The organism is Shewanella mangrovi (assembly GCF_000753795.1).
In the GTDB taxonomy this organism is placed as follows: domain Bacteria; phylum Pseudomonadota; class Gammaproteobacteria; order Enterobacterales; family Shewanellaceae; genus Shewanella; species Shewanella mangrovi.
This window is the reverse complement of the sequence record NZ_JPEO01000001.1, coordinates 296,577-323,364: the sequence shown is the minus strand read 5'-3', so window position 1 is coordinate 323,364 and position 26,788 is coordinate 296,577. Positions and strand designations below refer to the sequence as shown.

Annotated in this window: 24 protein-coding genes; 9 read left to right on the top strand and 15 right to left on the bottom strand. The window is 48.8% G+C overall.

The features are described 5' to 3' along the window. Positions 1-6 precede the first annotated feature (6 nt). From HR45_RS01285 to putA, 3 genes are all read left to right on the top strand, one after another. Positions 7-1,275: an inorganic phosphate transporter gene (locus HR45_RS01285; protein WP_037438914.1), complete on the top strand. Its 1,269-nt coding sequence runs from the start codon at positions 7-9 to the stop codon at positions 1,273-1,275. Positions 1,276-1,403: 128 nt separating this feature from the next. Beyond that, entirely contained in the window at positions 1,404-1,982 is a 579-nt protein-coding gene (locus HR45_RS01280) for a TIGR04211 family SH3 domain-containing protein (protein WP_037438912.1), read from the top strand. A gap of 251 nt (positions 1,983-2,233) precedes the next feature. Continuing rightward, the gene (gene putA, locus HR45_RS01275) at positions 2,234-5,407 is read left to right on the top strand and encodes a bifunctional proline dehydrogenase/L-glutamate gamma-semialdehyde dehydrogenase PutA (protein ID WP_037438910.1); all 3,174 of its coding nucleotides are present in this window, start codon (positions 2,234-2,236) and stop codon (positions 5,405-5,407) included. Between the two features lie 65 nt (positions 5,408-5,472). Here putA and HR45_RS01270 read toward each other — a convergent pair whose 3' ends face one another. Beyond that, positions 5,473-6,699 carry a dicarboxylate/amino acid:cation symporter gene (locus tag HR45_RS01270; RefSeq protein WP_037438908.1) on the bottom strand — a complete coding sequence of 409 codons (1,227 nt, stop codon included), beginning with the start codon at positions 6,697-6,699 and terminating at the stop codon, positions 5,473-5,475. Between the two features lie 225 nt (positions 6,700-6,924). Here HR45_RS01270 and HR45_RS01265 point away from each other — a divergent pair, with 225 nt between their 5' ends. Continuing rightward, the gene (locus tag HR45_RS01265; RefSeq protein WP_037438906.1) at positions 6,925-7,104 is read left to right on the top strand and encodes a helix-turn-helix domain-containing protein; all 180 of its coding nucleotides are present in this window, start codon (positions 6,925-6,927) and stop codon (positions 7,102-7,104) included. Between the two features lie 67 nt (positions 7,105-7,171). Here HR45_RS01265 and cydC read toward each other — a convergent pair whose 3' ends face one another. The 3 genes from cydC to HR45_RS19690 all read right to left on the bottom strand — a co-directional run bounded on the left by cydC (position 7,172) and on the right by HR45_RS19690 (position 11,009). After that, positions 7,172-8,890 carry a heme ABC transporter ATP-binding protein/permease CydC gene (gene cydC / locus HR45_RS01260; protein WP_037438904.1) on the bottom strand — a complete coding sequence of 573 codons (1,719 nt, stop codon included), beginning with the start codon at positions 8,888-8,890 and terminating at the stop codon, positions 7,172-7,174. Beyond that, the gene (gene cydD, locus HR45_RS01255) at positions 8,887-10,695 is read right to left on the bottom strand and encodes a heme ABC transporter permease/ATP-binding protein CydD (protein WP_037438902.1); all 1,809 of its coding nucleotides are present in this window, start codon (positions 10,693-10,695) and stop codon (positions 8,887-8,889) included. Before cydD ends, cydC begins: the two co-directional genes overlap by 4 nt. A 188-nt stretch (positions 10,696-10,883) precedes the next feature. Next, the gene (locus HR45_RS19690) at positions 10,884-11,009 is read right to left on the bottom strand and encodes a hypothetical protein (protein WP_277619562.1); all 126 of its coding nucleotides are present in this window, start codon (positions 11,007-11,009) and stop codon (positions 10,884-10,886) included. On the opposite strand from HR45_RS19690, the gene HR45_RS01250 reads away from it, so the two are divergent. Further along, positions 11,008-12,468: a DEAD/DEAH box helicase gene (locus tag HR45_RS01250; RefSeq protein WP_037438900.1), complete on the top strand. Its 1,461-nt coding sequence runs from the start codon at positions 11,008-11,010 to the stop codon at positions 12,466-12,468. The two genes, HR45_RS19690 and HR45_RS01250, sit on opposite strands and share 2 nt — an antisense overlap. Positions 12,469-12,536: 68 nt before the next feature. On the opposite strand, the gene HR45_RS01245 is transcribed toward HR45_RS01250, so the two are convergent. Both HR45_RS01245 and HR45_RS01240 read right to left on the bottom strand, forming a co-directional pair. After that, positions 12,537-13,583 (bottom strand): DUF3626 domain-containing protein, encoded by a 1,047-nt coding sequence (locus HR45_RS01245; RefSeq protein WP_037438898.1) that lies wholly within the window; start codon positions 13,581-13,583, stop codon positions 12,537-12,539. Between the two features lie 400 nt (positions 13,584-13,983). Next, positions 13,984-14,166 carry a hypothetical protein gene (locus tag HR45_RS01240; protein ID WP_037438896.1) on the bottom strand — a complete coding sequence of 61 codons (183 nt, stop codon included), beginning with the start codon at positions 14,164-14,166 and terminating at the stop codon, positions 13,984-13,986. On the opposite strand from HR45_RS01240, the gene HR45_RS01235 reads away from it, so the two are divergent. Beyond that, complete coding sequence (locus HR45_RS01235; RefSeq protein WP_037438893.1) at positions 14,165-14,446, top strand: hypothetical protein; 282 nt, start codon at positions 14,165-14,167, stop codon at positions 14,444-14,446. The two genes, HR45_RS01240 and HR45_RS01235, sit on opposite strands and share 2 nt — an antisense overlap. Before the next feature lie 99 nt (positions 14,447-14,545). Here HR45_RS01235 and ggt read toward each other — a convergent pair whose 3' ends face one another. Then, positions 14,546-16,330 carry a gamma-glutamyltransferase gene (ggt, locus tag HR45_RS01230; protein WP_037438891.1) on the bottom strand — a complete coding sequence of 595 codons (1,785 nt, stop codon included), beginning with the start codon at positions 16,328-16,330 and terminating at the stop codon, positions 14,546-14,548. 326 nt (positions 16,331-16,656) lie between these two features. On the opposite strand from ggt, the gene HR45_RS01225 reads away from it, so the two are divergent. Then, positions 16,657-17,415 carry an EAL domain-containing protein gene (locus HR45_RS01225; protein WP_037438890.1) on the top strand — a complete coding sequence of 253 codons (759 nt, stop codon included), beginning with the start codon at positions 16,657-16,659 and terminating at the stop codon, positions 17,413-17,415. A 131-nt stretch (positions 17,416-17,546) separates the two neighbouring features. Then, positions 17,547-19,475 carry a hypothetical protein gene (locus HR45_RS01220; protein WP_037438889.1) on the top strand — a complete coding sequence of 643 codons (1,929 nt, stop codon included), beginning with the start codon at positions 17,547-17,549 and terminating at the stop codon, positions 19,473-19,475. A 78-nt stretch (positions 19,476-19,553) separates the two neighbouring features. Here HR45_RS01220 and HR45_RS01215 read toward each other — a convergent pair whose 3' ends face one another. The 3 genes from HR45_RS01215 to HR45_RS01205 all read right to left on the bottom strand — a co-directional run bounded on the left by HR45_RS01215 (position 19,554) and on the right by HR45_RS01205 (position 22,827). Next, entirely contained in the window at positions 19,554-20,036 is a 483-nt protein-coding gene (locus HR45_RS01215; RefSeq protein ID WP_037438888.1) for a glutathione peroxidase, read from the bottom strand. A gap of 206 nt (positions 20,037-20,242) precedes the next feature. Then, a complete protein-coding gene (locus tag HR45_RS01210; protein WP_037438886.1) occupies positions 20,243-20,947 on the bottom strand; it encodes a DUF3581 domain-containing protein in 705 nt (234 codons plus the stop codon). 95 nt (positions 20,948-21,042) lie between these two features. Next, positions 21,043-22,827, bottom strand: coding sequence for an ABC transporter transmembrane domain-containing protein (locus tag HR45_RS01205; RefSeq protein WP_430742012.1), 1,785 nt, complete (start codon positions 22,825-22,827; stop codon positions 21,043-21,045). A 129-nt stretch (positions 22,828-22,956) separates the two neighbouring features. Here HR45_RS01205 and HR45_RS01200 point away from each other — a divergent pair, with 129 nt between their 5' ends. Next, positions 22,957-23,286, top strand: coding sequence for a DUF2956 domain-containing protein (locus HR45_RS01200; RefSeq protein WP_037438882.1), 330 nt, complete (start codon positions 22,957-22,959; stop codon positions 23,284-23,286). Here HR45_RS01200 and HR45_RS01195 read toward each other — a convergent pair. The 5 genes from HR45_RS01195 to HR45_RS01175 form a co-directional block, all read right to left on the bottom strand. Next, on the bottom strand, positions 23,275-23,595 hold the full coding sequence (locus HR45_RS01195; protein ID WP_037438880.1) for a winged helix-turn-helix domain-containing protein: 321 nt from the start codon (positions 23,593-23,595) through the stop codon (positions 23,275-23,277). The genes HR45_RS01200 and HR45_RS01195 overlap by 12 nt on opposite strands. A 213-nt stretch (positions 23,596-23,808) precedes the next feature. Further along, the gene (locus tag HR45_RS01190; RefSeq protein ID WP_037438878.1) at positions 23,809-24,240 is read right to left on the bottom strand and encodes a universal stress protein; all 432 of its coding nucleotides are present in this window, start codon (positions 24,238-24,240) and stop codon (positions 23,809-23,811) included. An 86-nt stretch (positions 24,241-24,326) separates the two neighbouring features. Further along, positions 24,327-24,719 carry a SpoIIAA family protein gene (locus tag HR45_RS01185; protein WP_037438876.1) on the bottom strand — a complete coding sequence of 131 codons (393 nt, stop codon included), beginning with the start codon at positions 24,717-24,719 and terminating at the stop codon, positions 24,327-24,329. Positions 24,720-24,894: 175 nt separating this feature from the next. Beyond that, positions 24,895-25,455, bottom strand: coding sequence for a hypothetical protein (locus HR45_RS01180; protein WP_037438874.1), 561 nt, complete (start codon positions 25,453-25,455; stop codon positions 24,895-24,897). A gap of 19 nt (positions 25,456-25,474) precedes the next feature. Then, positions 25,475-26,788, bottom strand: a complete 1,314-nt coding sequence (locus HR45_RS01175; RefSeq protein WP_162180638.1) for a transglycosylase SLT domain-containing protein — start codon at positions 26,786-26,788, stop codon at positions 25,475-25,477.

Below are 26,788 nucleotides of genomic sequence, written 5' to 3'. Positions count from 1 at the left end.
TACAGTATGGTTGAGGTATTAGTAACTAACGGTCCTTGGTTGATCGGAATTGCTGCACTCTTTGGATTTCTTATGGCTTGGGGTATTGGAGCCAACGACGTAGCGAATGCGATGGGTACATCTGTAGGTGCCAACGCAGTAACCATCAAACAAGCGATTATCATCGCAATGATTTTTGAATTTGCCGGTGCATATCTTGCTGGTGGTGAAGTCACCAGTACTATTCGCAAAGGCATTATCGATTCTCAATACTTTGTTAACGCACCAGAGTTACTGGTTTACGGCATGATTGCATCATTGCTGGCAGCGGGTATCTGGTTGGTTGTAGCGTCAGCCTTGGGCTGGCCAGTGTCAACCACTCACTCTATTGTGGGCGCTATCATCGGCTTTGCGGCGGTTGGTGTCGGCAGTGATGCCGTATCTTGGGGCAAAGTGGTTGGTATTGTCGGCTCTTGGATTGTAACGCCAGCAATATCAGGCTTTATCGCGTTCTGTATCTTCCAGAGTGTTCAAAGGTTGATTTTCAACACTGAAGATCCACTGGCCAACGCGAAAAAGTATGTCCCGTTTTACATGGCAATTGCGGCATTTGTCATGTCGCTGGTGACGATCACTAAAGGTTTGAAACACGTTGGTTTAAAACTTGAAACCAGCGAAGCCTATGGTGTTGCACTGATTATCGCTGTCATCGTGGGTTTGTGTGGCAAGTTTGTCATTCAACGTCTAAAGATGAACGAAAAAAATGAACGTCAAGCTAACTACAACAACGTAGAAAAAGTGTTTGGCATTCTGATGATTGTGACCGCTTGTTGTATGGCGTTCGCCCACGGTTCTAACGACGTAGCTAACGCGATTGGTCCGTTGGCAGCAGTGGTATCAGTCGTTAGCAGCGGTGGCGAAATCGCCGGTAAATCACCTTTAGTCTGGTGGATTCTGCCAGTAGGTGCTTTCGGTATTGTCTGTGGTTTGGCTATCTTCGGTAAGCGCGTAATGCAAACCATCGGTAAGAACATTACTCACTTAACGCCAAGCCGTGGTTTTGCGGCGGAACTTGCTGCGGCGAGTACGGTAGTTATCGCTTCAGGTACCGGTTTGCCAATTTCTACTACACAAACCTTGGTAGGTGCGGTATTAGGTGTCGGTATGGCTCGCGGTATCGCCGCTATCAACATCAACGTTGTACGCAACATCGTGGTGTCTTGGGTCGTGACCCTACCGGCTGGTGCCGGTTTATCTATCCTGTTTTTCTTCACCATTAAGGGTGTGTTCAGCTAAGGCATACTTGCTGAGTAAATTCAGGACAAATCAAGCTGATAAGAGGGAAGCCATTGCGCTTCCCTCTTGCATTTTCAAGGCAAGATCCCCTAGCATGGGCTCAACATTTACAGACTGAGACTTCACCCGTGCTAAGAGGGATTTTACTCATTGGAACACTGCTGTTCGCATCAGCCACTATTGCTGAGGAACAAACGGGCTACATTTCCGACGATATCTACATTTACATCCATGGTGGTCCGGGCAATCAATACCGTATACTGGGCAGTATTGAGGCTGGGCAAAAAATTACCCTGACGGGTGAAACTGACGGTGACTACAGTAAAATCATCGATCACAAAGAACGCGAGGGTTGGGTTAAAACCGATTTTCTAACGCAACATACAACCTTCCGTTATCAATTGCCGGATCTGCAAAGTCAGTTGCAACAGGCTCAGCAACAGATGCAGTCAGCCATCAGCGCCAAAGCACAAGAAAGCTCGCAGATTGATGAATTGAAATCTCAGCTGGCTGAAGCCAAGCAAGCGCTGTCGCAAGCGACTAAAGACCGTGATGAAGCGCAGCAGCAACTCACAGCATTGCACGACGATGCGCAATACAAAATGTGGCGTGAAGGTGGCTTAATTGCCGCTATCGGCGCCTTAATTGCGGTGGTGTTAGTGTATCTGCCTCGCCCACGGGCGAAAAAGCGCGACCGTTGGTTTTAAGCGTACATATTTGCTGACAAAGGCAGTGTTTTCAAACACTGCCTTTTTTGTTTTTGTTATATAAATCAATTTGAAAAACTTGGTAACTAAACGCCGATGCGAATAGCATCTCAGTAAGTGCCCTAGATCACATTTTGTAGGTATAATCGCTGCGCGCAAGCGCCTGATGGTCAATAAAAACTATAAGCGCTATTCGCATCTGAGATGTTTAGCAGCCCTTAACTGCCTCTTGGCTTGGATGGATAAAAATTATGTTTAAAGCGAGCGAAATACTTGCTGGCTATTATGACAATGCCACTCTCGACGAACTCTTTACCGCCATCAGCGACAATTACATCGTGGATGAGGAACTGTACCTTAAAGAGTTGATTAAGCTGGTACCGGCGGATGACGCCACCATCACTAAAGTGACCCAAGGTGCCCACGACCTCGTCAGCAAAGTACGTCAATATGATAAAAAAGGCTTAATGGTCGGCATCGACGCCTTTTTGCAGCAATACAGTTTAGAAACTCAGGAAGGCATTATTTTAATGTGCCTAGCCGAAGCCTTGCTGCGTATTCCTGATGCGGCTACCGCTGATGCGCTGATTGACGACAAGCTGTCTGGCGCCAAATGGGATGAACACCTGTCTAAAAGCGATTCAGTGCTGGTGAATGCCTCCACGTGGGGCTTAATGCTCACTGGCAAAATCATTAAGTTAGATAAAAACATCGACGGTACGCCCAGCAACCTGCTGAAACGCTTAGTTAACCGTGTCGGTGAACCCGTGATCCGCCAAGCGATGTACGCGGCGATGAAAATCATGGGCAAGCAGTTTGTGCTGGGTCGCAGCGTTAAAGAAGCGCTGAAAAATAGCGAAGCCAGCCGTAAACTGGGTTATACCCATTCTTACGATATGCTTGGTGAAGCGGCATTAACCGCCAAAGACGCGCAGAAGTACTATAACGACTACGCGCACGCCATCGCTGAACTCGGCGCCAATCAGTACGATGAAAGCCTAGCGCCACGTCCCACCATCTCAATAAAACTGTCGGCGCTGCATCCTCGCTATGAAGTGGCCAACAAAGATCGGGTAATGACCGAACTCTACGACACCGTCATTCGCCTCATTGAGCACGCTCGGCGTCTCAATGTCGGCATTCAGATTGATGCTGAAGAAGTCGACCGTTTAGAGCTATCGTTAGAGTTGTTCCAAAAGCTCTACACTTCCGATGCAGCTAAAGGCTGGGGATTACTTGGACTCGTGGTGCAAGCCTATTCCAAACGCGCGCTGCCCGTCCTTGCCTGGATTAACAAACTGGCTCATACCCAAGGCGATATTATTCCGGTGCGTTTAGTTAAAGGCGCTTATTGGGACAGTGAACTCAAATGGGCACAACAAGCTGGCGAGTCCGGTTATCCGCTGTATACCCGTAAGAGCAATACCGACTTGTCCTATTTGGCATGTGCGCGCTTTTTGCTATCAGAAAAAACCGCGGGTGCCATCTATCCGCAATTTGCGACTCATAACGCCCAAACGGTGTCGGCCATTATCGATATTGCGGGTCAACGTCAGTTTGAGTTTCAACGCTTACACGGCATGGGACAGGAGCTATATGACACGCTACTGGCCGAGTCTAAATCGCTCACTGTACGCATCTATGCGCCAATTGGTGCGCACAAAGACCTGCTACCCTACTTGGTCCGTCGTCTGCTAGAAAACGGCGCTAACAGCTCGTTTGTGCATAAATTAATCGACCCTAAAACCCCTATTGAGTCGTTGATCCAGCATCCTGCTGTAGCTGCGACAAAATACGCAACCCTGGCAAATAACAAAATCGCGCTACCTGCTGATATCTACGGCAGCCAACGTAAAAACTCCAAGGGATTGAATATGAACATTATTTCAGAATCAACGCCGTTCTTTAAAGCATTGGAAACCTTCAAGACTCAACAGTGGCAAGCGGCACCGTTAGTCGATGGCAAAATTCTCGCAGGTAGTGAGCAAGCGGTCGTTAGCCCTTATGACACTACCCAGCAAGTTGGCACCGTGGTACATGCCAATGATGCCGCTATCGAACAAGCTCTCACGAGTGCCAGCGCCGCGTTTTCTGACTGGTGCCGTACGCCAGTCGAGCAGCGCGCTGCCGCTCTGCAAAAACTGGCCGATCTGCTTGAAGAACACCGCGATGAACTGATTGCCCTCTGTACTCGCGAAGCAGGTAAGAGTCTGCAAGATGGTATCGATGAAGTGCGTGAAGCGGTCGATTTCTGTCGTTACTATGCTATCAATGCCAAGAAAATGATGGCCAAGCCTGAATTGCTGCAAGGCCCAACTGGCGAGCTGAACGAGCTGTTCCTGCAAGGCCGCGGCGTATTCGTCTGTATCAGTCCATGGAACTTCCCATTGGCGATTTTCCTTGGCCAAATCACTGCAGCGTTAGCAACGGGTAATACCGTGATTGCCAAACCCGCCGAGCAAACCTGTTTGATTGGCTACCGCGCCGTGCAACTTGCGCATGAAGCCGGTATTCCTAGCAATGTACTGCAATATCTACCTGGTGCTGGCAGCGTAGGCGCCAAGCTCACCAGCGATGAGCGTATCGGCGGTGTATGCTTTACCGGTTCGACTGGAACGGCCAAAGCGATTAACCGTGCACTCGCTAACCGCGAAGGTGCCATCATTCCGTTGATCGCCGAAACCGGTGGGCAGAACGCCATGGTGGTCGACTCCACCTCGCAACCTGAGCAAGTGGTCAATGATGTTGTGGCATCGTCCTTTACCAGTGCGGGTCAACGCTGCTCTGCGCTGCGAGTGTTATACCTGCAAGAAGACATTGCCGAGCGCACACTGGATATTCTCAAAGGCGCGATGAATGAATTGACTATAGGCCATCCGGGCGAACTGAAAACGGATGTTGGCCCTGTGATTGATGCAACCGCTAAAGCGAACCTGACCGGCCATATTGAGCACATCAAGCAAGTGGGCAAACTGCTGAAGCAAGTTGAATTACCAGCCAACTGCGCCAACGGCCATTTTGTGGCACCGACCGCGGTTGAAATCAACTCGATTAAGGTGTTGGAGAAAGAACAGTTTGGGCCAATCTTGCACGTCGTACGTTATCAAGCGGAAGACTTGCCGAAGGTGATTGATGAGATCAATAGCACAGGTTATGGCCTGACCCTCGGCATCCACAGCCGTAACGAAGGGCAAGCGCTCGCAGTTGCAGATAAAGTGAATGTGGGCAACGTCTATATCAACCGTAACCAAATCGGTGCGGTAGTCGGCGTTCAGCCTTTTGGTGGTCAGGGACTGTCTGGCACAGGTCCAAAAGCCGGTGGACCTCACTACCTGCAGCGCTTTGTCACTGAGAAAACCCGCACCAATAACATTACGGCAATTGGCGGCAACGCCACCTTGTTATCACTGGGTGATGCGGAATAAGATTTCAGCCTAACTCGCCACAAAAAAGCCACCGCATGCGGTGGCTTTTCTATTAAATCAGCTGGTTACTCAACATCTTTCGGTGCGTACTTATCCATAATGATGGCACACGCGGCATCACCTGAGATATTCAGCGCCGTGCGGATCATGTCAAAGATACGATCCAACGCAAACAGCAGAGGTAATCCATCAATCGGAATACCCGCCGATAGCAGCACGGCAACCACCAAGAAAGTCGGCCCAGGTACACCGGCCTGACCAACTGCGCCGAGTGTCGACGTCAAAATAATCGCAGCATAGGCGGTCATGCTTAAATCGATGTGGTACATCTGCGCGAAGAAAATCGCCACTAAGCCATAATAAATCGCATTGCCGGTCATATTAATGGTGGCGCCCAGCGGCAGCACAAATGACGCGGTAGCATTGCTGACTTTAAACTCTTCTTCCACCGTTTGCATATTCACTGGCAGCGTGGCCATAGATGATGCAGTTGACAGTGCCATAACTTGCGGCTTTTTCATCAAGCTGATGAACTTCAGTGCCGACACCGGAGACAGCAACTGCACCAGCAATGGGTAGACAATAAAGGCAAACACTAAAATCGCCACAATGTAGACCCAGAACAGATCGAGCACCACTTTCAGACGGTCAAAGCCGTAAGTGCCCACAGCTTCAGCCATCAGACCAAATACGCCCAGCGGCGCAATGATCATCACTTTGGTGATCATCCACACCAAAGCATCTAAAACGGTTTGTAAGCCGCGTTGCAGCGCAGCAGCGCCCTCGCCTTTAACTTTGGTTAACGCAATGCCAAAGAAGATACTGAACACCAAAATCTGCAGAATATTGCCGCTAGTCAGCGATTCAAACACATTGGTTGGGATCATACCGATAATCGTCTCGACCGCACCCGGCAACTCACCTTGTTTGGCGGTGATTTGCATCAAGTCATGGGTTGCTTGGTTACTAAAATCAACCGATACACCCGGCTCAAACCAGTGTCCCATCAACAAGGCCCACACAACCGCAATGGCTGACGTTGCCAAGAAGAACACAAATGTGCCGATACCAATTTTACCCGCCGATGGAGTATTGCCGAGACTGGCCGAGCCAGACACAATCGCCACCAACACTAATGGGATCACTAACATTTTGATTAGCGAAATAAATAGGGTTCCTAGCGGTGCGAAAATTGCGGCATCTGCGCCCATCAGGCGACCGACCGCAGCACCAATCAGCATGGCAATGACGACTTGCACGCCAATGCTGCTAATCCACTTTTTCATTTTCATTATTGTTGTCTTCCAATTGTTATTCGCGGCCGTGTAGGAAGGCGACCACGAGTGCGAAGCAAAGACGTTAACACAGAAAAACGCCAGATTGGATTAAAAAGCAGTATCAAAAGATTAAAATCACATTTTCTGGTGCTGGCCGCTAAGCTATCGCGACAACGACATTAAGCAAACACACGCACGGCTGACTATACTTTCGCGGTGATTTTCCAAAGGAGCCCTGTCATGAACAATTGTATGCTGACCCTAGATGAAGTGTGTGCATTACTAGACAAGACCCCCTCCACCATAAAGCGCTATGCCCGCGAGAACCTACTCTCCAGCGTCAAAGAAAATGAGCAGCTGATGTTTCCGGCTGAAGAGGTTCACCGTTACCTCGCGTTTTCCAAAAAGCTGAATCGCTGACACTCGGTACTGAATCATCAAACAAAAAAGGACGCTGTTACGCGTCCTTTTTTATACGGCGAAATTGCTAATGTAATTTGTTGTACAGCGCGCTGTAGGCGGGTTCACTCGACAATAATTGCAAATGCGTCCCAGAAGCTTTCACCGCGCCGCCGTCCAACAGATGAATGCAATCCATCTCGGCCATACCGGTCAGACGGTGGCTGATCATCAGCATGGTTTTGCCGCTTGCATGAGCAAATAACAATTTCAGGATTTCTTGTTCCGTACGGCGATCTAAACCTTCGGTTGGCTCATCCAACAGCAAGATGGGGGCATCACGTAACAGCGCCCGCGCAACGCCGATACGGCGTTGCTCGCCGCCGGAAAGTTGTCGGCCACCTTCGCCAATCCAAGCTTTGAGCCCTTGTCCTTCGAGCAGATGCGCCAAGCCTACCTGAGTTAACACCTCAGCCAACCGCGTGTCGTCAACCTTGTCTGTCACGGCCAACTGTAAGTTATCGCGCAGGCTACCGGCCAATAACGCGACTCGCTGACTAACAACTGTCATCGCACTACGGAGCGTCGCTTCATCAAATTGCTCAACCGGTGTGCCATCGAGCAAGACTTGTCCCTGCTGCACCTGCCACTGTCGTGTAATTAACGCCAACAGCGTCGACTTACCACAGCCGGTTTTTCCCAGCAGTGCCACTTTGCTTCCAGCGACCACATTCAGATTAAGCTGGTTGAGAACAGGCTGTTCGTTGTAGCCAAAGACGATGTTTTGAAGCTCAATTGCACCTTGATGGGCAGTGGCAGAGCTCGTGATTGGGAAGGTAATATCCGCCTGTTGCGATGTCAGCTCGCTCACACGCTCAGCCGCTAACAAACAGGATGACAGATGCTGAAAAGCACCTGCCAGCGGCATCATCATCTCAAACACGGCAAGCGCACAAAACACTGGTAGCGCCATCATCGGCCCCGGCGGCACAGCACTGCCCACTCCGTCAGCGGCAAACCACAGCATAAGCAGCAATATGCCACCATGAAAGATGATCAGGGCCGCTTGGCTTAATCCGGTAACAACGGCCATCGCACTTTGACTTGCCAGCCAACGGCTTTCTACCACATCCAACTGCTGACGCTGCTTTTCAGTGGCACCAAATAAGGCTAACTCGGCTTGTCCAGCCAACCAGGCTAACAACGCAACTCGATAGCTGCTGCGACCTTCAAGCGTGGCCGTACCGGGAGTTTTACCCAATCTATAAAACAGCAAAGGCAACACTAACCAAGCCGTCAGCAACCCACCACAAAGTAATATGGCTAACTGCCAGTCAAACCAGCCAATAAAGCCAAATAGCGCTAACATCATCAGCACAAATGCCGTCAGTGGCGTCAGCAAACGCAGATACAGATGATCAAGCGTATCAATATCCGCCACCAGACGATTGAGCAAATCTGCACGCCGCATGCAGGTAAGATTACGTTCACTTAAGGGCAATAATGATGTCCATGCCCACTGGCGAAGGTCAGTGAGAATGCGGAAGGTAGCTTCATGGGTCATTAGGCGTTCGCCATAGCGGCTAGCGGTACGCGCAATCGAGAAACCTCGTACGCCACCCGCTGGCGTGAAGTAATTCATACCAACGCCACTCAAGCCTGCCACCGCTGCTGCCGAGAGAAACCATCCCGACAGCGACAACAAGCCAATGCCCGCTGCCAGCGTGAGAATCGTCAGTAGCAAGCCAATACTCATCATCAACCATTGGCGACGGAATAAACTGAGAAACGGGAGTAACACTTTCATTGGACGCCTCCTGTGACAATGTCAGCGTCGGCGATTTCATCCAATGAGACTTGCAGCGGCAACTCAGCCAACATGCGCTGGAACAGCCCTTCGGTTTGCGACAATGAAGCAACACTTCCCTGCTGCACAAGCGTGCCTTGTTCCATCACCCACACACTATCGACTCGATCGAGCTGATCCAGCCGATGGGTGATCATCAAACAGCCCCTATCTTGTAATGCATTCCACAAGGCATCCAACACCCATTGCTCATTTTGGCTGTCGAGGCTCGCGCTCGGTTCATCAAGCAGCATCAGCGGCGCCTGTTTGGCCAAGGTTCGGGCCAGCGATAGACGCTGCGCCTGACCGACCGACAGCCCAGCGCCAAACTCACCTATGGCATGCTGTAAACCATCGGCTTGCGCCTTCACAAAATCGTCAACCCGTGCTTGTTCGAGCCAATGCCATAATTCGGTGTCAGTCAGTTCACTCTGACCAAGTCGAAGGTTGTCAGCGATGCTACCGTGAAACAACTGAGGGTTCTGTCCCAGCCAGCCCAAGTGCTGTCGCCATTGGTGAATATCGAGTGAGTTGAGCTCAATACCATTCACCAGCAAGCTACCTTCATAGGGTAAAAAACCGAGCAACACGTTCAGCAAGCTGGTTTTACCGGCGCCACTTGGGCCGACCAAGGCAATCTTCTGCTGTGGCGCAATGGTGAAAGACAAAGGCCCGGCCAATGTCACCCCATCCATGCTCAGCACTTTAAGCTCGTGCGCACGAATGGTGAGTTCCCCCGCAGGCACCGCTGTATGCCCCACAGCTAACGGCTCAGGAGCATTCAACAGCTCCATTAAGGCTTCTGCTGCGCCAATCGCCTGCGCTTTGGCATGATAGTGACTGCCGAGATCGCGCAGCGGCTGATAAAACTCAGGTGCCATAATCAAAATAAACATGCCGGTAAACAGTGAGATAGGCGTGCCGTAATGGCCAAAGTTCAATTCGCCCAAATAACTAAAACCAAAGTACACCGCCAGCACGGCAATAGACACTGCACCAAAAAATTCCAGCACTGCGGAGCTTAAAAAGGCTAGACGCAGCACCGCCATGGTGCGTTCGCGAAACGCTTCTGATGCCTTGGCAATTGCCTGTTGTTCTGCCGCCGCACGATGAAATAATTTCAGAGTAGGCAGAGCTTTTAAGCGATCCATAAAGTGACCACTGAGTTGCTGCAACGCACTAAAGTTACGACGGTTGGCGTCGGCCGCGCCCATGCCGACCAAAATCATAAACAGTGGGATCAACGGCGCGGTGATCAGCAGAATAAGGCCTGCGGCCCAGTTAAGCGGAAAGGCACAGCACAAAATAATCAACGGAATGAATCCTGCGAGACTCATCTGCGGCAGGTAACGGGCATAAAAGTCCTGCAGATCTTCAATCTGCTCCAGCACGATACTGGCCCAAGCGCCAGCGGGCTTGCCATTAATAAACGCTGGTCCGAGGCGAGTAAGCTTACTTAATACCGCTTCACGTACCTGCACACGTAAACGCCGTCCCGCTTCAAAACTGACTTTTTCGCGACCGAAGGCCACCAGCGCTCGTAGCGCGATCAACAGAGCAAACAGTCCAATATGCACCACAAATGCACTACGAGGTAAATATTCAATAATCACGCCGTGAAGCACCGTCGCTAGCAGCCAAGCCTGCACCACTAACAAAGCACCGTTCAACACACCCAATAGCACTGACAATTTGAGATAAGCACCGCACGCGCCTTTTTGGTTGCGTAACCATTGCGCGAGTTGCTTTTCGAGGGATTTATCCATGAAATGAATTTAAAACAGCGAGTTAATAAATGTATGACGCCAAACACTGTGTAAGGTTCGCAGCGCTTGCCTCATCTACTTGAATTAGATAGGAGCAGTATCGCAGGCCTTAAGGCGATAATAAACTGCCAGTATCCTTTTTGTTGTACATTCGTCGGTCGCCTCACATTTATTAGTAATCGCTAATTTCAATATTTAACGCCCGATTCATCGGTGTTGCGAATAGCGAATAGCCAGCTTTTGCTGTACACTTGCCGCCCGCCCAACGGGGCATTATTAATCTTGGCTACGGCCAGCAACTGAGTATTCTGCATGAGTTTTGCCTCTCTTGGCTTATCTACCCCTATCCTGAACGCAATCACTGATATGGGTTATAGCGACCCGTCCCCCATTCAAGCACAAGCGATCCCTGCTGTATTAGAAGGTAGAGACGTGATGGCAGCCGCGCAAACAGGCACGGGAAAAACCGCCGCTTTTGGCCTTCCAATGCTACAACTACTCAACGGCGGACGCCGTCCTGCTGCTGGTCATATCCGCGCTTTGATCCTGACGCCAACCCGTGAGTTGGCAGCGCAGATTGCCGAAAATATCACCCTGTTCAGCAAAAATTTACGCCTACGCCACGCCGTTGCTTTTGGTGGCGTGTCGATCAATCCGCAGATGCTGGCGCTGCGCCGCGGCGTGGATATTCAAGTAGCCACCCCAGGCCGCTTGCTCGATCTCTATCAGCAGAACGCGATTAAGTTCGATCAACTTGAGATGCTGGTGCTGGATGAAGCCGACCGTATGCTAGATATGGGCTTTATTCATGACATTAAACGGATTTTGGCGTTACTGCCGAGCAAGCGACAAAACTTGCTGTTCAGCGCCACCTTCTCTGACGATATTCGCGCGTTGGCCAAAGGCCTCGTCAATAACCCCGTTGAAGTGTCAGTGACGCCGCCTAACAGCACCGCAGAACGTGTTAGCCAGACCCTGTATGCAGTGAATAAAGAGCAGAAAACTGCGGCACTGATTAAGTTAATTCAGACCAACCAGTGGCAACAAGTATTGGTGTTTTCACGCACCAAACATGGCGCTAACCGCCTCGCCAAGAAATTGGAATCCACTAACATTCAAGCAGCCGCAATTCACGGTAATAAAAGCCAAGGCGCGCGCACTAAAGCACTGGCCGACTTTAAATCTGGCGCAGTAAAAGTGTTAGTTGCCACCGATATCGCCGCCCGCGGGCTGGATATTGACCAACTGCCACAAGTAGTCAACTTTGAACTGCCCAATGTGGCGGAAGATTATGTACATCGCATCGGCCGTACTGGCCGTGCCGGGGCATCTGGTCATGCGGTTTCGTTAGTGAGCGATGAAGAGTTAAAGCAACTGAACGATATCGAAAACCTGCTGCGTCGCCATATTCCACGCGCCCAGCTTGAAGGTTTTGAACCAAGTACTCCATTGCCGGAAACCCGTTTGCGCGCCAATGGTCCGAAAAAACCTAAAAAGCCGAAAAAGCCCAAAGTTGTGAGTGACGAAAACAAGGGGCATGGCGCCAAACCCGCGGCTGCAGCGCACAGCATACCCACTACATCGAACAACAAAGGGCAACAACGTCGCCCTGGCCGAGCTAACGACGCCAACAAAGGGAATGCCAGCCGTGACGGCAATAAGCCTAGTGGTAAAGCTAATAACGGAAATCGTAGACCGAATAACCAGCAGGGACGTCCTTCAAGCCAAGGCCGAAACAGTAGTGGCCAACGCCGCGATAACTCGCAGCGCTAACTGACAATAAAAAAGAGGAACTGAGTTCCTCTTTTTTAATTTCCATGCAACCACACAGATCAACGGTATTAGTTGGACACACCGAAACGCACTAATACATGCCACAGCAATTTAAGCTGCTGCATCACTTCACCCTGGCCACCAAATTCGCGCCAATTCACCGGTTGTTTACTCACTGACGCTGCGGCAACCCCGATATCGGCCGCGGTAAAATACCCATCATTGGCAACACGAGCCGCCAGCGCTGGCATCTGCGCCCCTCTAAAATCATCTGGCACATCAGCTAATGCCATGCGATAGCCCTGATGCCAACAGAGCTGCAGGTTATAGCGCTGACATAACTGCTGCATTAGGGATTCAATTTCACTGCCACGATAACAAGGATCGGCGACCAAATGGGAAATATCGCGCTCTAGCCGTAGTTCGCCGTGATACTGTGCTTCAATGTAATGATCTAAATCGCCACTCATGGGCCGCGCAAAGCGTTCATTAACATTGTCTGGCAGTTGTTCACACAGATACTCAACTAACGCGGCGGGCCGCATTGGATAACGCCCCAGCGCGGTATCGCGTTCAAAGCTTTCATTAAACAGCGCGGCAAACACATCTTCAAAACAGGCCAAAGTGCCGCGCTCTTTCGGTTCCCGGCAGGAGTCGAGGTAACAAAAGGTGCATTGCTCCATTAGCTGCGGCGTAGACAACAGATAGCAGCTACCAAAACGTGCTGACGGGCCGCTTTGGTGTAAACCAATATCGAGCGAGCCATATTTGGGACGATTACGAGCCCCGATGTAGCAGTCACCAAATTGCTGGTTTTCCCAGTGATCGCGATTGCCACCCAGTTGTGGAGAAAGCTTGCCGTTGGACAGACGGGTTTCAAACTGAGTGCGATACACGCCATCGTTAAGTAACCCCATCACCACTGGCCAGCCACGGCTATCAAGCCGGTCAGGATGAAAGTGAAAGGCAATACGACCAAACTCGCCGAGATTAACAAGGCCATGATTGAGCCGTGGCGTAGCAATTGCTGACATCTGCTGCACATTACGAATTAACGCTAACGCCGCCTCCCGCCGCGCTAACGCTTGCTGCCGAATAAACTCAATAGCGCCCATAGCCGCCCTTCCATTTGCCTGATCTTCATCAAGATACTGCAAATATGTGCGTTTTGTTAGCCTGTAGCCAATGTTCTTCAGCGGTCATACAGATATTCAGCCGTTTTCCCCTAATCAGCCGCGGTAGAGTTTAAAATCAATACCCCGATGCACTGCATCACAGACAAAGGGACAAATACTAAATGGCTAAATCCCAACGCAGCCGATTGTTGCCATAGTCATGCTACGCCAAACTTTGACAATTTCCGGCGACTATTGGAGTCTACGCAAGCGGCATTTACCTGAGGGTGCCAAGAACTTCTGGCATGGGCGGATAAATGGGAAATGGCCTATCACTCAGTGTTTGACTTAGCCGCGATGGATTCAGTATTACGCTATCACAGCAGCTTATTGATTTTTTCTATGCGCTCGATGTTAAACAGTTAGGGTTAAACATAGTCAGTTTTAAAACGCTCAGTGTTATCACCTCAATCATCGCGTTGTCTTTATTTTTCATTTTGCTAGTACTGCCGGAATTTCTCTTCAGCATCTTTGGTGTTGCGGCAACGGACGCCTCATTTTTCATCGGCAGACGCTTGGCCATGTTGTTTCTTGGTTTTGCGGTACTCACCTGGACAAGTCGCAATGCTCACTACTCAGAAGCTAGACAAGCAATATGCCTGAGTATCGCATTAGCTATGCTGTGCATGGCGCTGCTCGGCATATTGGAGTATTTAAGAGGCTTTGCCGGATTTGGCATCGCGCTCGCGGTGGTGACTGAAGCCATTATCGCTTATGGCTATTTCAAGCTCTGGCGGGATGGGCAACAGACCGATAACACAATGAGCTCATACGCCAGTTCTCACGCGCAAAAAGAAAACTAAAAAACGCACCGTCAAAGCAACCGCTCTTTTCAGATGTTACTCAAAAAAGAACCCAGCCAAAGGCTGGGTTCTCAAACTGTGCTTAACCGCGCTTAAAACTTAATAACCTACGGCAGCGCCTTGTGGACGACGCGCGTCGTTAGCGCCATAAATAAAGCCTTCACGGATTTTACCGGATACTGACGCATCGCTGATGTTGGATTTTTCGTCTCCGCTCACTACGCTTGGCAAGCCAATCATAATCGCTTCCGCAGCGCCCCACTGGCCTTTTTCGACCATGTTATAGCCACGCTGCTTGAGAATTTTCAGCGTGTCTGGCGAGATTCCGCGTTTTTCGTAAATCACCACATCTGGCAACCACTGTTGGTGAATACGTGGCGCGTTGACGGCTTCTTGCAGCGTCATGCCGTAATCAATCACGTTCATTACTGTGTTCAGCGTAATGGTGATGATCAGCGAACCGCCCGGTGAACCCACGACCATAAAAGTTTTACCATCTTTGGTGATGATGGTAGGCGACATAGACGACAGCGGACGTTTGCCCGGCGCGATGGCATTGGCCTTACCTTGAACTAAACCGAACATGTTTTTGGCACCGATTTTTGACGTGAAATCATCCATCTCATCGTTCATCCAAAATCCATAGCCCGGCGCCATCACGCCCGCACCAAAGCGACCATTGATGGTGTAAGTGGTCGAAACTGCGTTACCCGCTTTATCCAGCACAGAATAGTGCGTTGTCTGCGGCTTCTCATGTGGCGGCACGCCGGCGCCGAGCTCACTTGAAGGAGTTGCCATTACAGGATCGATTTTAGCGCGGATCTGCGCTGCATATTCTTTGCTGAGCAGCTTATCCATTGGCACATTGACGAAATCAGGATCGCCAAGCAGGTTATTTCGATCCACAAATGCATGACGCATCGCTTCTGCAGTGTAGTGAATAGCATCTGCAGAACCATAGCCCATAGACTTCAGATCATAACCTTCCAGAATATTTAGGATCTGACACATAGTCGTGCCGCCTGAGCTTGGCGGTGGTGCCGAAATAAAATCATAACCACGATATGAACAACGCACTGGCGTGCGCTCCTTCGCCACATAGTTTTCAAAATCTTTGGCGGTCAGGTAACCACCGTTGGCTTTAGACGCTTTTTCAATCGCCTTAGGAATATCACCTTTATAGAAGGCATCAGGGCCGTCTTTGGCAATCATATCTAAGGTTTTCGCCAGCGCAGTTTGCGTCAGGCGATCACCCGGCTCTAGCGGGCTGCCATCTGCGTGCAAAAAGATTTTTGCAGCTTGTTTGTCACCACGCATTTTACTCAGGCTTGAGTCGATAACATCGGTATCACCGCGGGTGAGAATAAAACCTTCGCGCGCCAACTTAATCGCAGGCGCCATAATTTGCGCGCGGGTCAGTTTACCTGAACCATACTTTTGTAACGCTAACTCCATACCGCGTACCGTACCCGGTACACCAACTGCGCCCCAGCCAAGGGTGCTGGCATGCGGGATCAGGTTGCCGTCTTTGTCTTGATACATTTTAGCGCTGGCAGCTGCGGGGGCCATTTCACGAAAATCAATGAAATGATCAGAGCCATCGGCCATATGCAGGGTCATAAAACCACCACCACCTATGTTACCGCAGCAAGAGTTCACGACCGCTTGTGCGTAACCCACAGCCACAGCTGCATCGACAGCGTTGCCGCCCATTTTGAGAATTTCCACACCCGCCTCAGAAGCAAAGCGCTGTGATGACACAACCATGCCATTTTTTGCTTCAACCGCTGGCAGTGACGCCGCAAAACTTACCTGTGAAATCCATGGCGTAGCGACCGCTAACGCCAGCAATGACCCCTTAAGGAAATCTTTTTTATAATTCATTTTATGTTCCGTACAACTTAGTGAGATTCAACCCTATGGCAGTGCGTAAAAAATAGCAATATTTCCATATTGTCATCAACGCTTATGCCATTACCACTGCTAAATATTCAATCAAAACTCACAATTGATAACAATGTTTAAATTTTTACGTTTCTTGGCTGCACAATAATCAGCAAACTTCTAACGTATGCCAAGCGAGCGTTCTGCCGTTGATGTTGAGCATAACATCTGCGAAAACAACAGCTTTATGCTAAATTCTGTAGCGAGTGTTTATCGTTAACAACGCGCTATGTTAGCCACCAAAAGCTATTTTGCTTGGAGAAGCAATGGGAACAGAACCTAAGCAAGCCTGCCAATTATGCCGAGAAACAACTGAACTCGATTTTGACATCAGCATGGCGTTTCAACCGATTATCAATGCTAAAGCACTTACCGTGTTTGGCTATGAAGCATTGGTACGCGGCATAAATGGTGAAGGAGCAGGACAGGTGCTTGCCCAAGTACAGCAACATAACCTCTATCGCTTTGATCAAACCTGTCGCGTAAAAGCTATCGAATGGGCCAGTAAGCTAGGGCTCGACTCCATGCTGAGCATCAACTTTATGCCGAATGCGGTGTATCAGGCCGAACGTTGCATTCATACCACGCTGAAAGCTGCTGAGCAGTATCAATTCCCAGCGAAGCAGATCATGTTTGAGTTTACCGAAGGCGAACGCATTGATGACTCTGACCATGTCAAAGAGATTATCAATTGCTATAACAAGTTAGGGTTTCGCACTGCCATTGACGACTTTGGCGCAGGCTATTCTGGCTTAAATCTGTTGGCGGAATTTCAAACCGATATCATAAAACTGGATATGGCGCTGATTAAAAACATTAACCAAGACTCTGCCCGACAAAGCATTGTGCGCCACTGCATATTGATGTTCCAAGAATTAGGGATTTTAGCGCTCGCAGAAGGCATCGAAACCGCCGCCGAAGCTAAATGGCTGCAGGCCGCTGGGGTGGATTTAATGCAAGGTTACCTGTTTGCAAAACCCGGCTTTCAATCACTGCCTATCCCAGATGTAAGTGCGCTAAGCTAACTGCAATTTCGCAACAGAACATAGAGTTACGTTTGTATGCAACATTTGTCGTATTGTGTGATAAATCTGCTCGCTTTTTTCTCACTTTGATTTAAAAATACTCGCTACTGTATTTCAAATGGAGTTTGAAGTTGCGTTATCTTCCCTCATGTTTACTCATTGCCGTATCGCTGCTTACAGCATGTGGTGGTGGCAATGATAGCAGCACAGTCAAAGTAGAACGGCACAATATTAGTGCAGCAGAAACTCAATCCACCGTTGATACATTTTTTATTACCAATCAATTACTCAGCGTGGCTTACGGAGTAAAGCAATCGCTGTTGTTCAATGCGCAAATCAATGACAAGGTGCTTGAATGCAATAATGGCGGCTACGCCAGCTATCACTTCAGTTCGACGAGCAATCAAGTCCTTGCCGTTGGTGAAACGCTACAAATTGATTTTGCTAACTGCGACAGTGCGGCATTTTCACAACTACTGGATGGGCGGCTAATAGTGACGGTTGAGCAACGTGGCGGAACTGACCTTTCAGTCATGGTGGATGCACAGGGGGTTGAGTTTGACGATGGTGAACGTTGGCAAATGAAGGGGGATATTGGTATCAACCTCAGCGAAACCAGTAACCTCAGTTCCTCGATCACCCTGAATACCGACAGCCTTGAAGTGACACGTAATGGTTCGCCGCAGTTTCAGCTAACGAATCTCAATCTTCAACGCAGCAAAGATATGAATACGGCACGTTATCAGCTTAGCGCCCGAGGTAAGCTGGAAAATCTTGAGAATGGCTCGGTGTTGAATATCAGTACAGCGAAAACCCTCCAAGGCTACTTAGGCGAATATCCCTATGAGGGAAGACTTTTATTACAGATGGCGGATGGCACACCAGTAAAGCTATCTGCACATAATGACAAACAGTCCAACGCCTATACCTTAGATAATAGCTTTGAAAAGACGTTACAGTTATGGAGCAACACAGCCACCCAAAGCTATTGGTCATTTGATGATAAAACATCTACCGAAGGTGAAGCATACGATGAAGACAACTTTCGCTATTTAGGTGCTTACTACCAAAACCACGGTGATCATTTTTCAACGTTGGGGCAGTTAGCCTTTATCTTTTCACGCCCAGTAAAAACGATCGCCAGTTCAGAATATGATACCTTTTTCTTTCGAGACATCATGTTATTCGCCAACATTGGTGCTATACCCGCTACCGCCAGAGTGCAGGGTGCAACCGTAACGTTGACAGCTGCACAACCGTTAATTGCCGGGATAGATGTAGTGAATAACTACTTTACCGCCTACGATGACAATGATGCTTCGGTGTTGGTTGGCACTGAGCGATTACAAGTCGAAGATGTGGCACAACTAGAGTTACATGCTTCGAGTCCTTTTTATCGAGCTGGTGATCTTCCTAAATTGACTACAGAACTCCACTTTAACCAAGGGAGTGCACAACAATATCAGTGGCATGAGTTGAGTCAAACCGGGATCAGTTTTACTGCACCAAACAGTCCAGAAACGTCATTTTCGATGCAAAACAATAATGCTGAGCAAGTTACCGTTATGCTTGAAGCGACCAATGAATTTGGTCAGGTTGCCCGTAAGATGGTGTCGTTCTATCCACTGGCTACGAATGCTGTAATGGCATTTGCTGGTGAAGCGGGAGATTACATATCGCAGGGCCGCAAAGTCGTGATTGATCAAACCATGGGCCATTTCCACAGCTATGATAACTATAATCGCCAACGCGTATTCGACTATCAGGGTGAACATTCATGGTGGACGTTAACTATAGAGCCACCAATAGGCCAATTGCTTCATACAGGTAGTTATCCTGAGGTGAGAATCTCATCAACGTCAGCGCTGCCTAGCTTGAGTTTTGACGGTGAAGGCCGTGGCTGTGGAAGCAAAATCGTTGGCTATTTCAATATTCTAGAATGGGAACTGCAAGATAACGTCGTCACTAAAGCAGCGATTAATTTCAGCCAGAAGTGTGATGGCAATTATGCGCCACTTCGAGGCATCGTAAGATACAACTCAAATGTACCGTTAAACTAACGGAATATTGGTAGTCCTAAGGGGAAGCAACTACTTCCCCGTCTACTTTACACCGTACAAACAGCTAAATAACCAGTGTTATAACAGTTGCTCAATGGTCTGCTTCAGCTGCAACGGCTTAGTCGTCGGGGCATAACGCTCGATGACGTGTCCCTGTTTATCAACCAAAAATTTGGTGAAGTTCCATTTAATCCCTTGTGAACCCAACAAGCCTTTGGCTTCACGTTTCAACAGCTGATACAGCGGATGGGTATTGGCACCGTTGACATCAATCTTGGCAAACATCGGAAAGCTCACACCGTAATTCAGTTGGCAAAACTGGCTGATGTCACTGTCGCTACCCGGCTCTTGATGACCAAACTGATTACAAGGAAAGCCAAGGATTTCCAATCCCTTTGGCTGTAATGCTTTATACAAGGCTTCTAGTTCTTGATACTGCGGCGTAAAACCGCACTTGCTGGCGGTGTTGACTATCAGTAGCACCTTGCCTTGATACTGTGCTATGGATTGCTGCTTGCCCTGAATGTCGGTGACTTGCACATCATAGATTGATTGCGCCATGAGCTAACCCTTTGATGATGATTAAAAACACAGCCATTAATACGGCTGATGGAGTAGTGCAAAGTATAGGAAGATGGCGCGGACTCGCCAACCGCTAAATGGGTTGCCTAAGGTAAAGATAGACTTGCTATGCACAGCGGCAGGAGAGACGTGATAGAACAACACATGGGTGCTGGTACAGCGGGCACTGCACCAGCCAAGACAACTTAACCGATATTGGCAGCGCGCTGGCTGTATTCGGCAATCATCTCATCAATGGCTTGAGGATCGATTGGACGCAAGCCACTCATGACCAACGTCTTGCAGCCAGTACCCACTTGGGTATCGCCACTCATCAACTTGAAGGTCAGCGTCACATCACCACGCTTGCCGTCAACCTCCATTACCTTGTCGACCAGTTGCAATTCAACGTCTTCAAAATCCAGGCTGGAAAGCTCGAATCCCATGCTTTCGTATATAACCAATGGGCGCGCCGGGTTGATCATCAATTGATGCTCTTGCATCAAAGGCACAATGGCATGGGTAAAGTTAAGTCCTGAAAAGGCAACATAACTGCGAATAAAAGAGGTGATCTGTTTATCACAATAACGTTTCTCACCACCACGCGTCGCCTGCAGATAGGCTTTGCCCTGCTCATCTTCAACGCGGATCAGCTCATCACTGGCTTCACGGAAATGCAATGGCACGCCATCTGCGACCATACCTTCGAAACGAAATTGCATATGTTGGCTGAGGCCGTATTCGTTCAGTACCAGAGAAAACAGCAGGTCGCCGGGAACACAAAAACGCTTTGCATCTTCGTCATGAATAGGATTAACGTCACCAGCGACATTTTTGGCAAAATCGCTCGCTTGTTTGCGGGTGATAGTAATATTGTTATTTTGTTTATTAAAATAATCAGTTAGAAACATTTATCGCTCAACTTCTACAGCAGTTTCAGTAAAATTTTTTAAACCAGTCGCACAGTCTATACGCAAATTGGCAAATAACTCACCCGATGACTTGGTTAAGCGTCGTCTTCCGGCGGGATTGATTGTTCGTTCAGCAGCTGCAAAGAGGCAAATTTGCGATATAACTCGCTACTTTCGAGCAATGCCGCATGACTGCCGCTGGCCACCAGCCGACCTTTATCGAGCACGAGAATACGATCAGCATTCAGCACCGTTGCTAAGCGGTGTGCAATCACCAACGTAGTGCGCCCCACCATTAATCGGTCAAGCGCCTGTTTGACTTTGATTTCGCTTACCGCATCGAGTGCACTGGTCGCTTCATCAAGCAGCAACACCGGGCGATCCGCTAAAATGGCCCGTGCAATTGAAATGCGTTGCTTTTGACCACCGGATAACCGCACACCGCGCTCGCCCAAATAGGTTTGATAACCATCACTAAGCTCTCCAATAAACTCATCAGCATATGCGGCTTCACATGCGGCAATCACCTCGGCTTCACTGGCGTCAGGTCGGCCATAACGAACGTTATCCAACACTGAACCAGCAAAAATCACCGACTCTTGCGGTACCAACGCAAACTGAGCGCGCAGCTCAGCCAGAGACAGTTGACTGATATCAACATTATCCAACCTAATCATCCCGGCAGTGGGTAGGTAGAAGCGTTGCAACAATTGAAATAAGGTACTCTTACCTGCACCGCTGGGGCCAACCAAGGCCACCCGTTCGCCAGCCTTGATACTGATATTGAGCTGCTGTAGGACGGGTTCCCCCGCATGATAAGCAAAGTCGAGCTCCTCAAGTTGCAGGTTACCCGCAACCTTAGCAGGAAGATGTTGCGCGATCTCGGGATCACAAATATTGACGGGGGTTAACGCCAGTTCCATCAAACGCTCAGTGGCGCCTACCGCGCGCTGAATATCGCCAATCACTTCACTGATGGTGGCCGCAGCACCTGCCACCATCACGGCATAGAACATAAAAGCTGATAACTGCCCTGCCGATACGCGCCCCGCCATTACGTCATGCGCGCCTACCCAGGTTACGCCGATTATCGCCGCGATACTCAGCAACATCACACCGGATATCAGTAACGCCCGATACTTGATGCGATCACTGGCGGCTGCAAGGACCTCGGAAAGCAGACCGTCAAATTGTCGCCGGTCTTCAGCTTCGTGACCATAAGCTTGCACGGTATGGATTTCATGCAAGGTCTCATCCACATAAGCGCCCAATGCACCCACTTTATCTTGACTGGTACGCGCGAGTTTTCGCACTTTGCGGCCCAAGATTCCGACAGGCACCAACACCAAAGGTACAGCCAACAGCACTAACAAGGTCAGTTTCCAACTGGTAATTGCCATCATCAGCAAACCACCAAGAATAGTGACGGCCGAACGCAATGCCATTGATAAGCTAGACCCGACAACAGTTTGGAGTAAGGTCGAATCAGCAGTAAAACGCGAGATCACCTCGCCAGTACGCAGCTTGGCAAAGAAATCGCGACTTTGCGCCAGTAGCTGCTTGTAAACTAACTGGCGAATATCATTACTGACTTTTTCGCCTAACCAGGTCATTAGATAGAAGCGACAAAATACCGCAGTGGCGCTGATTGCCGTGAGGGCTAAGATCAACAGAATGATTTGATTTAAGCGCTCGGCGTTGTCGGCAAGAAAACCTTCGTCGACAATCATCCGCACGCCCTGCCCCAGCGATAACCAAGCAAGAGAACCAATCAACAAAAACACTAATGCGCCCCAAACGCGCCAACGATAAGGTCGTAAAAAGCTCAAAATCCATGGAAGTACTTTGAGAGAAGCAGAGGTATCAGTCGTCAAAATCACAGTCTCGATAACAGCGCGAATGTTTGATTGTGCGGTGATTAGGTAATGAAATCCAGCCGCATTAACCTATTCGCTGAGAAAACTGGCACAATAGCCGTAAGCTGATTTAACCCTAAGACTCTGCCCAATATGTCCAACAAAAGCGCTATTTCACCAGAAACACAGCAAGCCGCTATGGCCGTAGCAAAAGCGACCCAGAAACCAGGCCAAACAAAAGAACAAACCAAACTGATTGCCCAAGGCATTGAAAAAGGCATTGCTGAGTACAAAAAGCAGCAAAAAGCGAAAGCACGCGAGCGCAATAAGCAACAGAAGAAACGTGCTGCCGCCAGCAATGTGGTCGATGATGTGAACGATGAGATGACGCCTACTGATAATTCGAGCAATGTTGGCCGCTGGTTGCCATGGGGATTATTGCTACTAAGTTGGCTAGGATTTGCTTTGTATTTATGGCGTTAATTGCGGGGTTGGAATTTGCAATAACTGTTCGATTTGCTGCAAATGGGTACCGACCCAAGCACTATTAATCGGCCCCCAAGTCTGAATATGGTAGTAACCGCTGTTATTACGCACACCATCTTGGATAAACGAAATCTCTATTCCAATATCGCTGCACGCCGCTAACGCATCTTGCACCGTACGTCGCGGCATACAGGTATGTTTTTGCAACGACAATAGATTATGCTGACCATCATCAATCAGGTGTGCTAAGTACAGCTTGCGTAAAAATGCGATTTGTTGCTTAGTTACTTGCTCTAATTGCCACATAGTCGCCAGCCGCTCCTGTTATTCTTAATATCCGCACAACTGATTAAGTTATCGTCGATACAAAGTACTTGAGTTTGTGTACGCTGACAATGTAAATCGCTCTAAACAAAGAATTAGCTCACAGCTACCCTATGTCACTGATTACAGTAACATTCAGACAAAGCAAGGCGTGAGAAGCGAGCTTATCTCCCCACGCGGTTTGCCGTCGCGATTCTATTTAACTACTAGCACTGGGCATGTCGCACGGTTGGCAATCTCTTCCGATACATTGGTATTCAGGAAATGAGAAATGCCAGAGCGGCCATGGCTCGCGAGCACAATCATGCCAATATCGGCAGTTTCAGCTTCATTGACGATCACTTCCACCGGATCCCCACGACGGATCACAGTTTCTACTCGCAGATCGGTATTGAGCTGTGCCAGTAAACGGTGCATGCTTTCAGCCGCGGCCTTTTCCATGCTCTGCGCTAATTCTTCAGGTGTCACAATCAGTAACTGATAACTTGCATCTGCAATGGGTTGATCCACCACGTGTAAAATACGCAAACCTACCTTGTAGAAGTTTGCCATTTCCACCGCATAGGACAACGCATGAGAAGCAGTATCAGAAAAGTCTGTGGGCCACAGAATGTCTTTAGAACGCATATTGACCTCCTAATCGAACCATAGTGAGTTCGCGAGTATCAAGCGGCACAGAGTGCGTTTTCCTCCTGAAAGCGTATCTGCAATTGCTACGATTCATCTTGTCGCAGCCAAGCAACAGCTTCTTGCCGTTGATAAAAATATTTTAGCTCAGTTGGCGTAAACCAGTCGGCTACCTTAGTCATCCATTCGTGCCAATCACGGTTGCCAACAATCGCGATTTTACGAAATTCACGGCCATGTTTGATGCCTAGTTGCAGATCATCCCACATCGCGCGTGCTTCCCAGCCATTAAACTCGGTAATATCGACTAAGCAATACACCTGTGGCTGCACTACGCTATCCAGCGCAGCTTCCAATACCGGCACCATCACCTCATAATCCTGATGGCTTAACGTGCCAACTGCTTTAATTAACACGAAAAAATCATCACTACCGCTCTGCTCAATGCCGATGGAAATACCATGCCGTACAGTATCCATCATCGCCCCCTCGCATCACTGCCGAATGACTTATAGGTGTAAGTCTAGTGACTAATCGACCAACTTCCGTGATCTACATCACTAAAACCCAGTAACCTGAGATGAGGGGTAAGCAAAATAAAAAACGCCCTGATAAAAAATATCGAGGGCGTTCAGAGCACTATTTTGAGCGAATTTATTTCAGTTGAGCTTCCAGCTCTTCCACTGTTTTTTGTTCTTGGAACTGCTTAAACAACATAGTTTCAGATTGTGGGTTCAGCGGTAGCTTTGCCTCTGCAATCAATTTATCAAAAATCATTTTGCTGTTCTTTAACACGACAAAAGCACAAAGTTGTTTCTGATTGTCAATGCGAGCAAATGCCACTGCCTGCGGAATAGCACCAATCAGGCTTTGTTGTGCAACTTGCTTACTCACCTGAGTAAAACTGGAGCTACTGCTAACATCGAGATTTTGCTGCTGTTGTTGGTTGATAGTTTTGTCCATCACCTTCGCGCGCGTTTCAATCTGCAATGCCAAATCAGCCTTAGCGTTTGCAATTGCGGCAGCGCGAGCAGCAGCCATATTCCCGCCCCAGGCAACGCAACTTGAAGAAGCTAAACCATCTTCTTGTACAGGCGACAACACCCAGCTTGGCACTGCATCATTTTTCTCTAGCGGCGTTGATTGTGGTTCTGTGGTGCTTTGACAACCGGCCAGAATTGAGATGGCGCCAACTAAAACAGCTAATTTCTTCATTTGCTAAATATCCTTTTTGTTAAAGATCCCATGCGTTAATGGTCGTTGCATAACGGTTGTCTAATAACGTGACTTTTTTCAGATAATGTTTGGTTTCGTCGTACGGCAATTTTTGTTGCAGTGTTTGATAAACCTGCTCTGGCGTTAATTGATTGATCTCTTTCACCGCCTTCTTCAAGCTACGTTCACCATGGGGATTAAACGCCCGAGCGACATTTCCAGCGCCAGTGTTATAAGCGGCAATCACGCAGTATTTGCGACTCAGCAGATCACTCACATCATCAAAATAGTCGTACCACAATATCGATAAGTAGCCTGCGCCATATTCAATATTGACATCTGGTTGATACAGCTGCGTAGCCGTAGGAGCTTGTTGCTTTTGATAGATCTTTTGCGCGACATCTAAGCCCGCCGAACGCGGCACAATCTGCATCAAACCAAACGCTGGAATATGTGAAGTAGCAGCGGGATTAAACGAAGACTCCGTTTGGGTAATCGCCAATAGGAGCGACATAGGCAACTGGTAATGGCTAACCTGCTGTTGATAGTCTTCTAAAAAGGGTTTGGCCTTCTTATAGGTATAGTCCTTCGGCAACATCAATTGATGTGTTTGGATCTGCTTATAAGTCGGTTGGTGGGCACTCACCTCTATGACTTGCTGTTGAGCTTGCTGCTCTCGTTTGTCAGTTTCAGCGCGCAGCTGAGCAATTTCCTGTTGCTGCTTCGCCGCGGGCTCGCCGTTATCAATTGCCATAACGGCCTGCTGATATTGGCTTTCTATCTGTTGCTTGATCTGCGCAGACGCTAAAGGTGGCTGTGCTGTCAGTTGTACATTAACTGCTGTTTCAACAGCGGCGGTTGTCGATTGGGCTTTCTTGTCTAAATTCGCTTGCTCACTGTCCTCGCTATTAATGGCTGGCTCACTGCTTATCTGTTCTTTGTCTAAGGCTATTGATATTTCATCAGCCGTATTACTATCGAGCGTAACAGCCGCAATAATCTCAGTCTCATTAAGAGGTTTATCAGTGAGATGCTCAACCAGCATGGTCTGTGCAACATCATCTATGCGAATACGAGTTTGCAGATCTTTGGTGTAAATCACTCGTTCATCGACTGAACTTTGCAGTGGCTGAGACCAGAACTGCAGCAACTGCTGCCTAAAGTCATCATACTGTGCCAAATACTCTTGGCGAAACTTTTGATACTCCAGCCGTTGCTGGTCAGCGAACTGTTGTGATTGTTGGAGATACTGCTGTTTAAAGCTGGCAAAATCATCGCCAGCAACAGCCACTTGGGCGACTAAGAAGCCACAGATAAGAGCATGAATGCGCAT

Coding starts and splice junctions, on each gene's coding strand:
- HR45_RS01285 (WP_037438914.1), top strand. CDS start 7: ATGGTTGAGGTATTAGTAACTAACGGTCCTTGGTTGATCGGAATTGCT.
- putA (WP_037438910.1), top strand. CDS start 2,234: ATGTTTAAAGCGAGCGAAATACTTGCTGGCTATTATGACAATGCCACT.
- HR45_RS01270 (WP_037438908.1), bottom strand. CDS start 6,699: ATGAAAATGAAAAAGTGGATTAGCAGCATTGGCGTGCAAGTCGTCATT.
- HR45_RS01265 (WP_037438906.1), top strand. CDS start 6,925: ATGAACAATTGTATGCTGACCCTAGATGAAGTGTGTGCATTACTAGAC.
- cydC (WP_037438904.1), bottom strand. CDS start 8,890: ATGAAAGTGTTACTCCCGTTTCTCAGTTTATTCCGTCGCCAATGGTTG.
- cydD (WP_037438902.1), bottom strand. CDS start 10,695: ATGGATAAATCCCTCGAAAAGCAACTCGCGCAATGGTTACGCAACCAA.
- HR45_RS01250 (WP_037438900.1), top strand. CDS start 11,008: ATGAGTTTTGCCTCTCTTGGCTTATCTACCCCTATCCTGAACGCAATC.
- HR45_RS19690 (WP_277619562.1), bottom strand. CDS start 11,009: ATGCAGAATACTCAGTTGCTGGCCGTAGCCAAGATTAATAATGCCCCG.
- HR45_RS01245 (WP_037438898.1), bottom strand. CDS start 13,583: ATGGGCGCTATTGAGTTTATTCGGCAGCAAGCGTTAGCGCGGCGGGAG.
- HR45_RS01235 (WP_037438893.1), top strand. CDS start 14,165: ATGTTGTTTCTTGGTTTTGCGGTACTCACCTGGACAAGTCGCAATGCT.
- HR45_RS01240 (WP_037438896.1), bottom strand. CDS start 14,166: ATGGCCAAGCGTCTGCCGATGAAAAATGAGGCGTCCGTTGCCGCAACA.
- ggt (WP_037438891.1), bottom strand. CDS start 16,330: ATGAATTATAAAAAAGATTTCCTTAAGGGGTCATTGCTGGCGTTAGCG.
- HR45_RS01225 (WP_037438890.1), top strand. CDS start 16,657: ATGGGAACAGAACCTAAGCAAGCCTGCCAATTATGCCGAGAAACAACT.
- HR45_RS01215 (WP_037438888.1), bottom strand. CDS start 20,036: ATGGCGCAATCAATCTATGATGTGCAAGTCACCGACATTCAGGGCAAG.
- HR45_RS01210 (WP_037438886.1), bottom strand. CDS start 20,947: ATGTTTCTAACTGATTATTTTAATAAACAAAATAACAATATTACTATC.
- HR45_RS01200 (WP_037438882.1), top strand. CDS start 22,957: ATGTCCAACAAAAGCGCTATTTCACCAGAAACACAGCAAGCCGCTATG.
- HR45_RS01195 (WP_037438880.1), bottom strand. CDS start 23,595: ATGTGGCAATTAGAGCAAGTAACTAAGCAACAAATCGCATTTTTACGC.
- HR45_RS01190 (WP_037438878.1), bottom strand. CDS start 24,240: ATGCGTTCTAAAGACATTCTGTGGCCCACAGACTTTTCTGATACTGCT.
- HR45_RS01185 (WP_037438876.1), bottom strand. CDS start 24,719: ATGGATACTGTACGGCATGGTATTTCCATCGGCATTGAGCAGAGCGGT.
- HR45_RS01180 (WP_037438874.1), bottom strand. CDS start 25,455: ATGAAGAAATTAGCTGTTTTAGTTGGCGCCATCTCAATTCTGGCCGGT.
- HR45_RS01175 (WP_162180638.1), bottom strand. CDS start 26,788: ATGCGCATTCATGCTCTTATCTGTGGCTTCTTAGTCGCCCAAGTGGCT.